Origin of the sequence: Methylobacterium sp. Leaf108 (assembly GCF_001423265.1) — a bacterium.
GTDB lineage: Bacteria > Pseudomonadota > Alphaproteobacteria > Rhizobiales > Beijerinckiaceae > Methylobacterium.
This window is the reverse complement of the sequence record NZ_LMND01000005.1, coordinates 37,884-52,789: the sequence shown is the minus strand read 5'-3', so window position 1 is coordinate 52,789 and position 14,906 is coordinate 37,884. Positions and strand designations below refer to the sequence as shown.

At 69.4% G+C, this 14,906-nt stretch carries 12 protein-coding genes and 1 tRNA gene; 3 read left to right on the top strand and 10 right to left on the bottom strand.

From position 1 onward, the window contains the following. The first annotated feature begins 10 nt into the window (after positions 1-10). Entirely contained in the window at positions 11-925 is a 915-nt protein-coding gene (locus tag ASF39_RS05500) for a manganese catalase family protein (RefSeq protein ID WP_055883317.1), read from the top strand. A gap of 120 nt (positions 926-1,045) precedes the next feature. Here ASF39_RS05500 and ASF39_RS05495 read toward each other — a convergent pair. The 10 genes from ASF39_RS05495 to ASF39_RS05450 form a co-directional block, all read right to left on the bottom strand. After that, a tRNA-Tyr gene (locus tag ASF39_RS05495) sits at positions 1,046-1,129 on the bottom strand. A gap of 70 nt (positions 1,130-1,199) precedes the next feature. Then, positions 1,200-3,086 carry a single-stranded-DNA-specific exonuclease RecJ gene (gene recJ / locus ASF39_RS05490; protein ID WP_056281749.1) on the bottom strand — a complete coding sequence of 629 codons (1,887 nt, stop codon included), beginning with the start codon at positions 3,084-3,086 and terminating at the stop codon, positions 1,200-1,202. Between the two features lie 195 nt (positions 3,087-3,281). Then, positions 3,282-4,682, bottom strand: a complete 1,401-nt coding sequence (locus ASF39_RS05485) for an NAD(P)(+) transhydrogenase (Re/Si-specific) subunit beta (RefSeq protein WP_056281746.1) — start codon at positions 4,680-4,682, stop codon at positions 3,282-3,284. Between the two features lie 4 nt (positions 4,683-4,686). Next, positions 4,687-5,136, bottom strand: coding sequence for a proton-translocating transhydrogenase family protein (locus tag ASF39_RS05480; protein WP_055883312.1), 450 nt, complete (start codon positions 5,134-5,136; stop codon positions 4,687-4,689). Between the two features lie 19 nt (positions 5,137-5,155). Next, positions 5,156-6,295 carry a Re/Si-specific NAD(P)(+) transhydrogenase subunit alpha gene (locus ASF39_RS05475; RefSeq protein WP_056281743.1) on the bottom strand — a complete coding sequence of 380 codons (1,140 nt, stop codon included), beginning with the start codon at positions 6,293-6,295 and terminating at the stop codon, positions 5,156-5,158. A gap of 52 nt (positions 6,296-6,347) precedes the next feature. Further along, positions 6,348-6,641, bottom strand: a complete 294-nt coding sequence (locus ASF39_RS05470; RefSeq protein ID WP_055883309.1) for an aa3-type cytochrome c oxidase subunit IV — start codon at positions 6,639-6,641, stop codon at positions 6,348-6,350. A 141-nt stretch (positions 6,642-6,782) separates the two neighbouring features. Continuing rightward, complete coding sequence (locus tag ASF39_RS05465) at positions 6,783-8,153, bottom strand: AarF/ABC1/UbiB kinase family protein (protein ID WP_055883307.1); 1,371 nt, start codon at positions 8,151-8,153, stop codon at positions 6,783-6,785. 89 nt (positions 8,154-8,242) lie between these two features. Then, positions 8,243-8,629 carry a type II toxin-antitoxin system death-on-curing family toxin gene (locus ASF39_RS05460; protein ID WP_056281740.1) on the bottom strand — a complete coding sequence of 129 codons (387 nt, stop codon included), beginning with the start codon at positions 8,627-8,629 and terminating at the stop codon, positions 8,243-8,245. Then, entirely contained in the window at positions 8,626-8,850 is a 225-nt protein-coding gene (locus ASF39_RS05455; RefSeq protein WP_056281739.1) for an AbrB family transcriptional regulator, read from the bottom strand. Before ASF39_RS05455 ends, ASF39_RS05460 begins: the two co-directional genes overlap by 4 nt. A 63-nt stretch (positions 8,851-8,913) precedes the next feature. After that, entirely contained in the window at positions 8,914-10,788 is a 1,875-nt protein-coding gene (locus ASF39_RS05450) for a M3 family oligoendopeptidase (RefSeq protein WP_056281735.1), read from the bottom strand. 312 nt (positions 10,789-11,100) lie between these two features. Here ASF39_RS05450 and ASF39_RS05445 point away from each other — a divergent pair, with 312 nt between their 5' ends. Beyond that, positions 11,101-12,594, top strand: a complete 1,494-nt coding sequence (locus ASF39_RS05445) for a sigma-54 dependent transcriptional regulator (RefSeq protein WP_055883298.1) — start codon at positions 11,101-11,103, stop codon at positions 12,592-12,594. A 147-nt stretch (positions 12,595-12,741) separates the two neighbouring features. After that, on the top strand, positions 12,742-14,784 hold the full coding sequence (locus tag ASF39_RS05440; protein WP_056281734.1) for a L,D-transpeptidase family protein: 2,043 nt from the start codon (positions 12,742-12,744) through the stop codon (positions 14,782-14,784). The last annotated feature ends 122 nt before the right edge of the window (positions 14,785-14,906 follow it).

Below are 14,906 nucleotides of genomic sequence, written 5' to 3'. Positions count from 1 at the left end.
GTCATAACCTATGTTTATGCGCGTCGATCGCCTACAGGCCGAGCTACCCGAGCCGAAGAGAGCCGATCCCAATGCGGCCGCAGCCTTGCAGGAACTGCTCGGAGGCAAGTACGGGGAGATGTCGACACTTGGGAACTACATGTTCCAGAGTTTCAACTTCCGCAACAAGACCAAGCTGCGCCCATTCTATAGCCTCGTATCGAGCATCTTCGCCGAGGAGCTGGGGCACGTCGAACTCGTGTCGACCGGCGTGTCGATGCTCAATTGCGGGCCTGGCGACGATACCAAGGACGTCGATATCTCCAAGGCGCCGTTCAAGGACATGCAGGACATCCGGCTGGCCGGAAGCTTCCTCAGCAACGGCGGCGGCGCGATGCCGATGAACAGCAACGCCGCGTCCTGGAACATGGACATGGTCACCACCACCGGTAACCTGATCATCGACCTGCTGCACAACTTCCATCTCGAATGCGGCGCCCGCCTCCACAAGCTGCGCGTCTACGAGACGCTGACCGATCCCACCGGCCGCGAGGTCTGCGGCTATCTCCTCGTCCGTGGCGGTGTCCACGCCCACGCCTACGCGCTGGCCATCAAGAAGCTCACCGGCGTCGAGATCGAGAAGATGTTGCCGACGCCCAACATCAACCTCAGCCGCATTCCCGAGTGCCAGAAGTATCTCGACGAGGGCAGCCACCGTCGGCTCTACCATTTCAGCCCCGACGACTACCGCGAGGCCGCCGGCGTTTGGTCCAACGACGAGGTGGCGCTTCCGGGCGATCCGCCGGGCAACCTCGAGATCGTCGACGGCCACCCCGAGGGCGGCAAGATCCCGGAACTGGACGGCAACTACGGTGCCTTCGCACCCGATTACGCGCCCGAGGAAATCTTCGAGATCGCGAGCAAGCTCTACAAGAAGGGCCGCTGAGGCGGCGCACCGACGATTTGGCGCAGGCTGAGAAGCCCGCGTGACCACATCCCGGCGTATCGGACCCGATCCGATGCGCCGGCATTTCGTCTGGCAGGATCGAGGATCGGTTGAGGCGCTTGGTGGGGGAAGTAGGACTCGAACCTACGAAGCTTACGCAGCGGATTTACAGTCCGCCCCCTTTGCCGCTCGGGACATTCCCCCAAACGCGTGTCCTGGTGTCTGTCGAGACCCCGGTCCGCGGCGGTCCTTATGGTGAGGGCACGGGCGGGTGTCAACCGTATCGGTTGGCGTCCGCGGCAGGCGAGAGATCGCAGATCCGGACCTGGGCCCGCTCCGTGCCACGCCAACGGTCGCAGCTCAGCGTGCCGGCGACGTGGAATTCCTGGCCGATCCCCTGGAGGATCGCCTGCCCCAGGGGGCCCTGCGCCGCCCGGAACGAGATGGCGCCGATGGTCTGGCCGTCGCGGCTGCGCAGGCGCGACCGGACATGGCCGGTGCCGACGATGCCGGCGTCGACGATCCTGTGCCGGGGCAGCGCGAAGACCGGCTCGGGCGCACCCTGCCCGAACGGCCCGGCCCGCTGGATCGTTCGGACCATCTCGGCGGTGGCGCCCCCGGCACTGACGGTCCCGTCGAGGAGCAGCGCGTCCACGGTCCGCGCCTGCGCCACGGCCGTGCCGAGGCGGTCGCGGAGATGGTCGCGCAGCCGCGCGAGATCCGTCCCGGCCATGGTAACCCCCGCCGCCATGGCGTGGCCGCCGCCCTTCACGGCGATCTCCGCCGCCACCGCCGTGCGCACCGCCTCGCCGAGGTCGGCCCCGGCGATCGAACGGCCGGACCCGACCGCGCTGCCGTCGGGCCTGAAGGCGAAGGCGAAGGCCGGCCGCCCGAAACGCTCCTTCAGCCGGGCGGCGATGAGGCCAACGATGCCCGGATGCCAATCGGCCGAGCCGGTCACCAGCACCGGCTGGTCGGGATCGAGGCCGAGCGCGCGGTCCATCTCGGCCTCTGCCTCGTCCACGGCCTGCGCCTCGACGACCTGGCGCTCGCGGTTGAGCCGGTCGAGTTCGGCGGCGATGCGCGTCGCCTCGGCGCCATCCCGCGTCAGGAGGAGGCGCGCCCCGAGGGAGGCGTCCCCGATGCGTCCCCCGGCATTAATGCGCGGACCGAGGAGATAGCCGAGATGCCAGGCTTCCGGCGGCTCGGTCAGGGCCGCCGCGTCGAGGAGGGCGGCGAGCCCGAGCCGCCCCCGCGCCCGCATGACGGTGAGCCCCTGCACCACGAAGGCGCGGTTGAGCCCGTGCAGCGGCACCACGTCGGCGACGGTGGCCAAGGCCACGAGGTCGAGCCCGTCCTGGAGGTCGGGCAGCCGGGTCGCCGGCATGCCGGCGCCGCGGAGGAACCGGTTCAGGGCGACCAGGGTCAGGAAGACGACGCCCGCCGCGCAGAGGTGGCCGAGGCCCGAGAGGTCGTCGAGGCGATTGGGGTTCACGATGGCGCGGGCCTGCGGCAGATGCTCGGGCGCGCCGTGGTGGTCGAGCACGACGACGTCGAGGCCGAGCCTCGCCGCGGCCTCGAACGGCGCGTGGCCCGCCGTCCCGCAATCCACGGTGACGAGCAGCGTGGCGCCCGCCTGCGCTAGATCGGTGACGGCGCCGACATTGGGGCCGTAGCCCTCGGTGATCCGGTCGGGGATGTGGATGCGGGCCTCGACGCCGAGATGGCGCAGGTAGCCGGCCAACAGGCTGGCGCTCGCGGCCCCGTCGACATCGTAGTCGCCGAAGATCGCCACGGTCTCGCCGGTCCGGCAGGCCCGGGCGAGGCGCTCGACGGCCGGGCCCATGTCCACGAGGCAGGAGGGGTCGGGCATCAGATCGCGCAGGCGCGGCTGCAGGTGCGCCTGAGCCTGCGCCGGCCGGATGCCGCGACCGGCCAGGACCCTGGCCAGGAGGTCAGGCAGGCCGTGGGCCTGCGTCATGGTGGCGGCATCGGCCTGAAGGGCGGCATCGGCGCAGCGGTCGCGCCAAGTCCGCCCCAGGACCGATGCGGAGACGTCGAGGAAGGCGCGGGGCGGGGCGAGGACGGATGCGGCTGACACGGGCGCCACCCTACCCGCTCGGACCCGTCCGGCGCCACCCGGCCGGTTCCTGTCGCCCATGGCCGGCGGTCGCTCGACACGGTGGGCCGCATCGGCGACCGACGCGGCACCCGAGCCAAGGCCCTATCCGCATCGCGGAGTGACCGACGGCAGACGGCCTGAGCCGTCGACCCCGCCGAACGACGAAGGGGCCGGCATCGGTTGCCGGCCCCTTCTCGTGTTGGAGTCGTCGGGGAGGCCTTCCCCTGGGATCGCTCAGAGGTTCTTGAGGATCGAATCCACGACCTTCTTGGCGTCGCCGAACAGCATCATGGTGTTGTCGCGGAAGAACACCTCGTTCTCGACGCCGGCATAGCCCGAGCCCATGCCGCGCTTGATGAACAGCACGGTCTTGGCCTTCTCCACGTCGAGGATCGGCATGCCGTAGATCGGCGAGGCCTTGTCGGTCTTGGCGGCGGGGTTGGTGACGTCGTTGGCGCCGATCACGAAGGCCACGTCGGCCTGCGGGAACTCGCCGTTGATGTCCTCGAGTTCGAACACCTCGTCGTAGGGCACGTTGGCTTCGGCGAGCAGCACGTTCATGTGGCCGGGCATGCGGCCGGCGACGGGGTGGATCGCGTATTTCACGTCCACGCCCTCTTTCTTGAGCATGTCCGCCATCTCGCGCAGGCTGTGCTGGGCCTGGGCCACCGCCATGCCGTAGCCCGGGACGATGATGACCCGCTCGGCGTTCTTCATGATGTAGGCGGCGTCGTCCGCCGAACCCTGCTTGACCGGGCGCGTCTCGACGGCGCCACCGGCGCCGGCCGCCACGGCGTCACCGCCGAAGCCGCCGAGGATCACCGAGATGAACGACCGGTTCATCGCCTTGCACATGATGTAGGACAGGATCGCACCCGAGGAGCCCACCAGCGCGCCGGTGATGATCAGCGCGAGGTTGCCCAGCGTGAAGCCGATGCCGGCCGCCGCCCAACCCGAGTAGGAGTTGAGCATCGACACGACCACCGGCATGTCGGCGCCGCCGATCGGGATGATCAGGAGTCCGCCGAGCACGAAGGACACCATCACGATGAGCCAGAACAGGAGCTTGCTCTCGGTGCCGATGAACATCGCGATCATCGCCACCAGGACGATCGCCAGCACGATGTTGATGGCATGGCGCTGGGGCAGGATGATCGGCTTGCCCGACATCCGCCCGGAGAGCTTGGCGAAGGCGATGACCGAGCCCGTGAAGGTGATGGCGCCGATGGCGACACCGAGCGCCATCTCGAACAGCGACTCCTTGTGGATGTGGCCGTTCTCGAGGATGCCGACCGCCTGGGGCGCGTAGAGGGTGCCCGCCGCGCCGGCCACCGCCGCGAGGCCGACCAGGGAGTGGAAGGCCGCCACGAGCTCGGGCATCGCCGTCATCGGCACGCGCTTGGCGATGAGGGCGCCCGCACCGCCACCGATGGCGAGGCCGAGGAGCACGATCAGCCAGGCACCCGCACCCGAGGGCGGATGGCCGACGAGGGTGGTGAGCACGGCGAGGCCCATGCCCACCATGCCGTAGAGGTTGCCTTGCCGGGAGGTGGTCGGGTGCGAGAGCCCCCGCAGCGCCATGATGAACAGGATGCCGGCGACGATGTAGAGCAGGCTGGAGACGTTCTGGGACATCGTCTCAGGCCTTCTTCTTGTACATGGCGAGCATGCGTTGGGTGACGAGGAACCCGCCGAAGATGTTCACGCTGGCGAAGACGATGCCGAGAAACCCGAAGAAGCGGGCCCAGCCGGTTCCATGCTCGATGAGCGGCACGCCGGCGGCCAGGATGGCGCCGACGATGATCACGGAGGAGATGGCGTTGGTCACCGACATCAGCGGCGTATGCAGGGCCGGGGTCACCGACCAGACCACGTAGTAGCCGACGAAGATCGCCAACACGAAGGTCGCCAGCTGGAAGACGAAGGGGTCGACGGCCCCGTGGGTCACGGCTGAGAGGCCGTGGCCGATGCTGTCGGCGATGCTCTGCGCCTGATCGGCGTTCTGGCGGGCGATGTCGGCGGCGGTGCGCGCGGCGGCGGCGGCGGCGCGCGCCTGTTCGGCCGCCAGGTCTGGTGGAAGCGTGGCCATCTAGGGTCCTCCGACGGGATCAGGCTTTGGGCTGGAAGGCGGCGTGGACCACCTGGCCGTCGCGGGTCAGGTTCGTGGCCTTGACGAGTTCATCGTCCCACTTGACGGCCAGGGTCTTGGCTTCCTTGTCCACCAGCGTCTCGACGAAGGCGTAGAGGTTGCGCGCGTAGAGGCTCGAAGCGGTGGCCGCGAGCCGGCCGGGCACGTTGAGGTGACCGACGATCTTGGCGCCGTTGCCCGTCACCACGATCTCGCCCGCCTTGGCGCCCTCGACGTTGCCGCCGCGCTCCACCGCGAGATCGATCAGGACCGAGCCCGGCTTCATCGAGGCGACCATCGCCTCGGAGACGAGTTTGGGGGCGGGCCGACCCGGGATGAGTGCGGTGGTGATGACGATGTCCTGCTTGGCGATGTGGGTCGCCACGAGGTCGGCCTGCTTCTTCTGGTATTCGGCCGACATCTCCTTGGCGTAGCCGCCCGACGTCTCGGCCTGCTTGAACTCGTCGTCCTCGACGGCGACGAACTTGGCGCCCAGCGACTCGACCTGCTCCTTGGTGGCCGGACGCACGTCGGTGGCGGTGACGACGGCACCCATGCGGCGGGCGGTGGCGATGGCCTGCAGGCCGGCGACGCCGACGCCCATCACGAAGACGCGGGCGGCGGGCACGGTGCCGGCGGCCGTCATCATCATCGGCATCGCGCGGCCGTATTCCGAGGCACCGTCGACCACGGCGCGGTAGCCGGCGAGGTTGGCCTGGCTCGACAGGACGTCCATCACCTGGGCGCGGGTGATGCGGGGCATCAGCTCCATCGCGAAGGTGGACAGACCGGTCTCGGCCATCGCCTTGAGGGCGTCCTCGTTGCCGTAGGGGTCCATGATCGCCACGACGGTGGTGCCGCTCTTGTAGAGCGCCAGCTCGTCGGTGGCTGGGCGGCGCACCTTCAGGACGAGGTCGGCGTCGCGGGCGGCGTCTTCGGCCGAACCGGCGATGCTGGCGCCGGCCGCCTCGTAGTCGCCGTCGGGAACGCCGGCTTTGGTGCCGGCCCCCGACTGGACCACGACGGTAGCACCGAGGGCCGTGAATTTCTTCACCGTTTCGGGGACCGCCGCGACCCGCGGCTCCGCGGGATCCGTCTCACACAGGACAGCGACGCGCATTCAACGATTCCCTCGGGATGAAGACCGTGATCGTGGCCGGGTAGCGGCGGCGTCAGGCGAAGGCGAGATACAGGGCGAGCAGGATGCCGACCGCGAGGGGTCCCTTCCAGCCGACCGCCGGGGACAGGGCGCCCAAAGCACCGGCCGCGCCCGACAGGAAGACGCCGAAGATGGCCATCAGCCAGGCTTCACGGATGCCGCCGACGGCCAGGGCGAGGACCCAGCAGAGTACGACGCCGGTGCCGATTTCCACGAAGCGGACGAAGCCACGATAGGTCTGTTCGTGCGTTTTGTCGTCCATCGCCGGGCTGTAGGTGAAACCGGACGTGGTCTTCGTATCGGCCATCTGATGGTCGTCCCCGTGGCGTCGTCTTGATTGGTTCCAAGGGGATTTAGCGCAAGCCTAGGCGGCCCGCAATCGAGTTGCGGACGGCTTGGAATACCAGGCCGCGGTTTTTGTGGGGATTCGCAGTGAGCGGGTCGGGTCTCAGAGTGGGTCGGGCAGGCCGGCGACGGCCAGGGCCTCGCTCTGGCGGACCGCCAGCTCGTCGAGGCTGAAGCGGTCGATCTCCGCCTCGAACAGCCTGTGGTAGTTCAGTTCCGAGCGCAGGTGCAGGAAGACCGCGCCGAGGCCGACGGCGGCCCGGTCCATGAAGACGAATTCCTGCGGGACCGTGACCGGGCCGCGCTCCTTGAGCGCCTGGTGCACGGCGAAGGCCTGGCGGCGGCCGTATTCGCCGGGCTTGACGCCATCGGCCACCGTGCGCGTCCGGTCTTCCAGGAGCGGGCCGTAGATGAAACGGGCCCAGATGTTGAGGATGTCGATGAGTTCGCGGTTGAGGTTCTTGAATCCCCAGGTCTCGTAGGCGTGGACGATGCGGGAATGGTCGTCGGTGAGGAGGCCGCGATAGAGGTCGACCACGCCGCCGACGAAGCGGGGGTGGAAGATCCGTACGCAACCGTAGTCGAGCAGGTTGATGCCGCCGGGCCGTCCGTCCTCGGAGAAGACGGTGTAATTGCCCAGATGCGGGTCGCCGTGGATGACGGCGGCCCGGCTGAAGGGATGCCACCACGCTTTGAACATCGACTGGGCGAGGTGATTACGCGTCTCGATCGGCCCATCGGCGAAGTTGAGGATCTTCTCGCCCTCCAGCCAACCGAGGGTGAGAAGCCGCTTGGTGGAGAGGTCGTGGTGGATGGCGGGCACCCGCACCACCTCGATGTCGCGCAGCACGTTGCCGTAGAGGACCGCGTGCTTGGCCTCGCGCTCGTAGTCGAGCTCCTCGCGCACCCGGGCACCGATTTCCTTGGCGATCTCGCGGGTGTCGAGCCACGAACTCAGGCGGCGATGCAGGGCGAAGGCGACCTCCAGCTGCTTGAGGTCGGCCTCCACCGCCGACTGCATGTCGGGATACTGGAGCTTGCAGGCGAAGGGCGTGCCGTCGAGGCCGACCGCCTTGTGGACCTGGCCCAGGGAGGCCGCCGCGGCGGGCTTGAGGTCGAAGCTGGCGAACCGCTTCTGCCAGTCGGGGCCGAGCTCGGCCATCATCCGGCGCTTGACGAAGGCCGCGCCCATGGGCGGCGCATCGGCCTGCAGCTTCTGCAATTCGGCGGCGTATTCGGGGGGCAGGAGGTCGGGCACGGTGGCCAGCAGCTGCGCCACCTTCATGATCGGCCCCTTGAGCCCGCCCAGGGCCTGGGCCAGGGCGGCGGCGTTGCTCGGCGTCTCGCCGCCCTTCGCACCGAACAGCTTGGCCCCGGCCATGCGCGCGGCGACGCCGCCGACATTGGCGCCGACGCGGGCATAGCGGCTGGCGCGGGCGGAGAAGCGATTGGCTTCGCTGTCGTGGTCGGCCATCGACGGGTGTCCGCTCTAAGGAATGACGCTTCGCACATAAGCCGTCCGCCCGCCGATGTCAGGGCGCTGAGGCGGCGGGTCGCGGCCGTTCAGGCGGCGGGCCAGTTGTCCCTGATCCAGCGCGTGAGGCCGGTTTCGTCGACGTCGCCGGCGGCGAGGCCACGGATCATCAACACCGCCTCGGCCTCATCGGCCAGAAAGTCGATACCGTTGAGGCCAAGGAAGGTGACGAGGGAGAGGAGCGCCGCCCGCTTGTTGCCGTCGACGGAGGGATGGTTCTTGGCGATGCCGAAGGCGTAGGCCGCCGCAAGTTCGGCGAGATCCACCTCGCCATAGGCGGCTCGGTTGAGCGGACGACCGAGGGCGGATTCCAAGGCTCCGATATCCCGTAGGCCAGCAGGCCCGCCGAACATCTTAAGCTGCCGCGCATGTATGGCTTGGACCAGATCGCTCGTCAGCCAGACAACTTCGCTCATTTCGCAAGCTCGGACAGAGCGTTGCGATAGGTCTTCATCGCCTTCTCGGCGATCTCCATCCCCTGCTCGAAAGTCGGGTCGAGGGGTGAAAGCCGCACGGAGCCGTCCGCGTTCTCGGTGACGTAGAGCCAATCCCCCTGCGCGAGATTGAGCTTTCCCATCAATTCGCGCGGCAGGATGAGTCCGGTGGAATTGCCGATCTTCTTGACTTCGAGCTTCATGGCCGGGACCCTTTCCGTTGTACGCGATGTACAACGGAAAGGGTCGGCGGCACAATCGAAGCCTCAGCCCTCCATCGCCTCAAGCTCCGCGATCATCCCCTCGATCATCCCCAGGCCGATCTGCCAGAAGCCCGGGTCGCGGGCGTCGAGGCCGAAGGGAGCCAGCAATTCGCCGTAGGGTTTCGAGCCGCCCGCCGAGAGCAGGCTGAAATACCGGTCCACGAAACCGCCCTCGGCCCTGGCGTAGACGCCGTAGAGCGAGTTCACGAGGCAGTCGCCGAAGGCGTAGGCGTAGACGTAGAACGGCGAGTGGATGAAGTGCGGGATGTAGGCCCAGAACGGCTCGTAGCCCACGTCGAGGGCGATGGCCGGTCCGAGGCTCTCCGCCTGCACCGACATCCACAGGGCGTTGATGGCTTCCGCGGTGAGCTCGCCCTGGCTCCGAGCAAGGTGGACCTTGCGCTCGAAGGCGTAGAACGCGATCTGGCGCACCACCGTGTTGATCATGTCCTCGACCTTGGCCGCCAGCATCGCGCGGCGTTGCGCCGGTGCGGTGATGCCCGAGAGCAGGCGACGGAAGGTCAGCATCTCGCCGAACACGCTCGCGGTCTCGGCCAGCGTCAGGGGCGTCGGCGCCATCAGGGCGCCGTTGGGCGAGGCCAGCACCTGGTGGACGCCGTGGCCGAGCTCGTGCGCCAACGTCATCACGTCGCGCGGCTTACCCTGGTAGTTCACCAGCACATAGGGATGCGCCGAAGGCACGGTGGGATGGGCGAAAGCGCCCGGCGCCTTGCCCGGCCGGGTCGGCGCGTCGATCCAGCGCCGGTCGAAGAACGTCCTGGCGATGTCGGCCATGCGCGGCGAGAACGCGCCGTAGGCGTCGAGCACCGTGTCGCGGGCCTCCGCCCAGGGAATGGTGCGCTGCTCGACCCGCGGCAGCGGCGCGTTGCGGTCCCAGTAGGGGAGCGCGTCGACGCCGAACCACTTGGCCTTCAGGCGATAGTAGCGGTGCGACAGGCGCGGATAGGCGGCCTGCACCGCCTCGACCATGGCCGCCACCACCTCCGGCTCGACGCGGTTGGCGAGGTGGCGCGCGTCGGCGACGTCCGAGAACCCGCGCCAGCGATCGGCGATCTCCTTGTCCTTGGCCAGGGTGTTGGTGATCAGCGTGAAGGTGCGCAGGTTCGCCCGGAACACCTCGCTGAGGGCCCCGGCGGCGGCCTTGCGGACGGAGCCGTCCGAATCCTGGAGCTTGTTGAGCGTCGGTTCGAGGGTGAGCTGCTCGCCCTGCACCGTGAACCGCAGGGAGGCGATGGTGCCGTCGAACAGCCGGTTCCAGGCGGCCCGGCCGGTGACGGATTTCTCGAGGAACAGCTTTTCGAGGCGGTCGTCGAGCTGGAACGGCTTTTCGCGGCGGAGGTCCTCGACCCACGGGCGGTAATGCGCGAGCGGCCCCGCCGCCATCGCTCCATCCATCACCGCGTCCTCGACCCGGTTGAGTTCGAGGGTGAAGAACAGGAGGTCGCCGGCGGCCTTGGTCAGGCGCTCCTGGGTGTCGCCGTAGAACTTTTCCCGGCGCTCGTCGGTGGTGTCGCCGGAATAGACGAGGCCGGCGAACGACATCAGGCGGCCGAGCAGATCCTCGACCCCCTCGTATTCGGCCACCGCCTCGCCCAGCAGAACCGAGGCATCCGGAGTGCCCGCCAGGACCGCGATCTTGCCGGCATAGCGCTCCAAAAAGGCCTTGCACCGCGCCTCGGCCCTGGCGAGGTCGGCCCGGAAATCGTCCGACTCGATGCCCGCGTAGAGATCGGACAGGTCCCATTCCGGCAGGGCGCCCAGGTCCACCGCCAGGGCGGCCGCCCGCGCGGCGTGCGCTCCCTCGGATTGCCGCACCGGGGCCGGCGGCGTGGCGTTGGCGACGGATCGGCTCGACATGCTGACCTACTTTTCCCTGGCGGCACCCGGGCGCCGCGACGTCGTTCCGGCGATCGAGCGCCGCGCGCGATCATATCGAACGCCGGCGGTCCGCGATCAACCGATCGGGCAGCCCCAATCGCCAGGGGCAACCGGTCGCAGGCATCGGCGAGGGTCGGCGAGGGGCGGGCACGACCGCCATTCGTCGTTAAGGCCAGCTTTACGGTCTTGCGCCACGGTACGCTTCGAAACGAAACAGCGGCCGGCCGGTGTCACGCGGAGGTTCCTCCTCGCGCTCACCGCTGCGCCCGAGCGGACCCGGGGCTTCACCGCATGTCGACAACCGTCCTCATCGTCGACGACGACCCGGTGCAGCGGCGCCTCGCCGAGGCGATGGTGCGCCGCCTCGGTTTCGAGGCCAGGGTCGCCGAGGGCGGCGAGCAGGCCATCGAGATGCTGAAGACCGGCGAGCCCATCGACGTGGTGCTGCTCGACCTCGTGATGCCCGGCGGCCTCGACGGCCTCGGCGTCATGGCCGAGCTGCGCAAGTCCGGAATCGACACCCCGGTCATCGTCCAGACCGCCAACGGCTCCATCGATGCCGTGGTCACGGCGATGCGCGCCGGTGCCATCGACTTCGTCGTCAAGCCGGCGGGCGCCGAGCGCCTCCAGGTCTCGATCAAGAACGCGCTGAAGGTCGATCAGCTCGAAGAGGAGGTGCGGCGCATGCGCCGGCGGGCCTCCGGCTCGCTGACCTTCAAGGACCTCGCCTCCAAGAGCCCCGACATGGATCGGGTCATGCGGCTGGCCGAGCGGTCCGCCAAGTCCAACATCCCGGTGCTGATCGAGGGCGAATCCGGCGTCGGCAAGGAGGTGCTGGCGCGCGCGATCCAGGGCTCGGGCGACCGGCGCGGCAAGGCCTTCGTCACCGTCAACTGCGGCGCCATCCCCGACAACCTCGTGGAATCGACCCTGTTCGGCCACGAGAAGGGGGCCTTCACCGGCGCCACCGAGCGCCACACCGGCAAGTTCGTGGAGGCCTCGGGCGGCACGCTGTTCCTCGACGAGATCGGCGAGCTTCCCCTCGACGCACAGGTCAAGCTCCTGCGCGCCCTGCAGGAGGGCGAGGTCGATCCGGTCGGCGCCAAGCGCAGCGTGCGGGTCGACATCCGCCTGATCTCGGCGACGAACCGCTCCCTCCTCGACCTCGTCAAGCAGGGGCGCTTTCGCGAAGACCTCTACTACCGCCTCAACGTCTTCCCGATGACCCTGCCGCCCCTGCGGGCCCGGCGCGAGGACATCCCGGATCTCGTGCGCTCGTTCTGCGCGCGCTTCGCCGCCGAGGAAGGCAAGCGGGTGCGGGCGGTGACCCCCGAGGCGATGGCGCTCCTGACCCGGTACGGCTGGCCCGGCAACGTCCGTCAGCTCGAGAACGCCCTGTTCCGTGCGGTGGTGCTCGCCGACAGCGACGAACTGACGGTGGCCGAATTCCCGCAGATCGCGGCGCAGGTGGCAGGGTTCGACGTGCGCATCCCGGCCGCACCCAGCCAGCCGATGGTGCAGCCCGGCATGCCCGACCCCGTCCGCGAGATCGTCCGGGTGGAGGTGCGCGATCCCCACGCCCTCTCGCTGGTGGTCGAGGAGACCGGCGAGATGAAGACGATGGACGTCGTCGAGAGCGAGACCATCCGTTTCGCGTTGCAATTCTATCGCGGTCGCATGTCGGAGGTGTCGAGGCGGCTCGGCATCGGGCGCTCGACGCTGTATCGCAAGCTCAAGGACCTCGGCCTCGACGCCGAGGACAAGCCCGACGAGGCCGCGGCCTGAGGACTCCCGCGATGGTCGGACCCGCGAGGGCCTGCCGCTGCCGTGCCGCGGTCGTGCGTTTAACGTGTGGTTGCGCACGGCCGAGATTGATATGATGGTCTCTAACCTGGAACGGGCCGGCTGGCCGGATTCCGAGGAGCTTTGGTCATGGGCGCATCCGTCACCGGCGCTTCGCGTCCCGCCGCCGTGGTTCTGGCCGTTGCCCTGAGCGCCTGCATCGGTCAGGCGGTGATCGCCCAGGTCGCCCAAGCCCAGGTCGCCCAAGCCCAGATCACCCAAGCCCAGATCACCGGGACCCAATCGACCGATCCTCAGCCGGTCGGGGTTTCGCAGGGCACAGCGCCCGCCGAGCCCTCGACGGAGCCGCTGCGCCCGTCCCTCCCCCTCCCGGCCGATGGCGCGGCGTCCGCCTCGCCGCCGGCGCCCGACGCGCCCGCCCAGGTGACGGCCGTTCCGCCGCCGCCCTCGGATCCCCTCGCCGCCGCTGTCGCCGCCCGCCTCGCCGATCCGGCGCCGCTCCTCGCACGCCTGACCACCAAGGAGCGCGAGGCGATCCAGGCGTTCTATGCGCTCGGCGCCTTCAAGCCGGCCTGGATCGTCGACGGCGCCTTCTCGGCGGCGGCCAAGGCGGTCATGGGGCGCCTGGCGCAGGCCGGCGAGGACGGCCTCGACCCCCTCGCCTATCCGGCCCCGGTGCTCGGCACCGCCAAGCTCACCGAGGCCGAGGTGGCCCAGGCCGACCTGAAGCTGTCCTCGGCCGTCGTCCTCTACGCCCGCGACGCCCGCGGCGGCCGCATCTCCCTTACCAACCTGTCCCGCCTCATCACGCCGACCCTCGACCTGCCCGCGCCCGACGCTGTGCTGGGGCGCCTCGCCACCGCCGGCACCGAGGCCGGGGCGCTGCTGCAGCGGTTCAATCCCGACCAGCCGGGTTACCGTGCCCTCAAGGCTCGCCTCGCCGCGGGCCGCGGCCACAGCCAGCCGCCCGTCTCCGGGACGCTGCGGCTGCCGGCGGGGCCGGTGCTCAAGCTCGGCATGCGCGATCCGCGGGTGCCGGCCATCCGCACGCATTTCGACCTGGAGACCCGGACCGCCGGAACCCTCGATGCCGCTCCGGGCGAGCCCGATGCCTACGACCAGGCCGTGGTCGCCGCCGTCGGCGCGTTCCAGAAGCGCCGCGGCCTGCCGGCCAACGGGCACCTCACCGCCCAGACGGTGGCCGCCCTGGCGTCGTCAGAGGGGGCAGCCCCCACCGGAACCGCCGACGAGGCCGCGCTCATCGTCAACATGGAACGCTGGCGCTGGCTGCCGTCGGACCTCGGTCCCGACTACGTCATGGTCAACATCCCCGAGTTCCGCCTGCGCGTGGTGCGCGACGGGCGCCAGCGCGACGAGGCGCGGGTGATCGTCGGCAAGACCGAGTCGCCGACCCCGATCTTCTCGGGCGCGATGGAATACGCGGTGGTCAATCCGTCCTGGCACGTGCCGCCCTCGATCCTCAAGAACGAGTTCCTGCCCGGTCTCGCCCGCGACCCCAACTACGCCGCCCGGCGCGGCTATCAGGTCGTCTACAGCGGCAAGACCGTGTCGGTGCGCCAGCCTCCGGGCGAGCGCAACGCGCTGGGCTTCATCAAGTTCATGTTCCCCAACAATCATGCCGTCTACCTGCACGACACGCCCAACCGCTCCCTGTTCGCCGCCTCGCAGCGGGCGTTGAGCCACGGCTGCGTGCGGGTCGACGATCCCTTCCGGTTCGCCGATTCCGTACTGCCGGAGGAATGGTCGAGTTCGCGGCTGAAGGGCCTGATCGGCAAGGGCGAGCGCACGATCCGGCTGACGCAGAAGCTGCCGGTCCACCTGGCGTATTTCACCGCCTACGTCGACGACGGCGGCGCCTACCGCACCCTGCCCGACCTCTACGGCCACGATGCCCGCATGAAGGCCGCCCTCGGCCTCGGCGGTGCCGGGCCGGCGATGGTCAAGCTCTCGCCCGAGCCGCGCCGACGCCCGGCCCAGGTGGCTCCTACTCAGGTCGCTCCTACTCAGGTGGCGCGGCCGGTCGCCGACCCGGCTCCCGCCTCCGTCCCGCGCCGCTCGACCCGGGCCGCCACCGCCGAGCGCCCGTCCAACGACCTCGGCGAGCCCGGCCTGTGGACGCCGGCACCGAGCCGTCCGCGCTCCTGGTGGTGACTGGCACACGGAGGGGTCCCCCCCCTCCGGTCCGTATGTATGGTCTGCATCTCGGTCGGAAGCGTGCGACAGGGCCTTCTCCGCCCGCTCGCATGTCCCGACAGACGGAAGTCTGGAGTTGA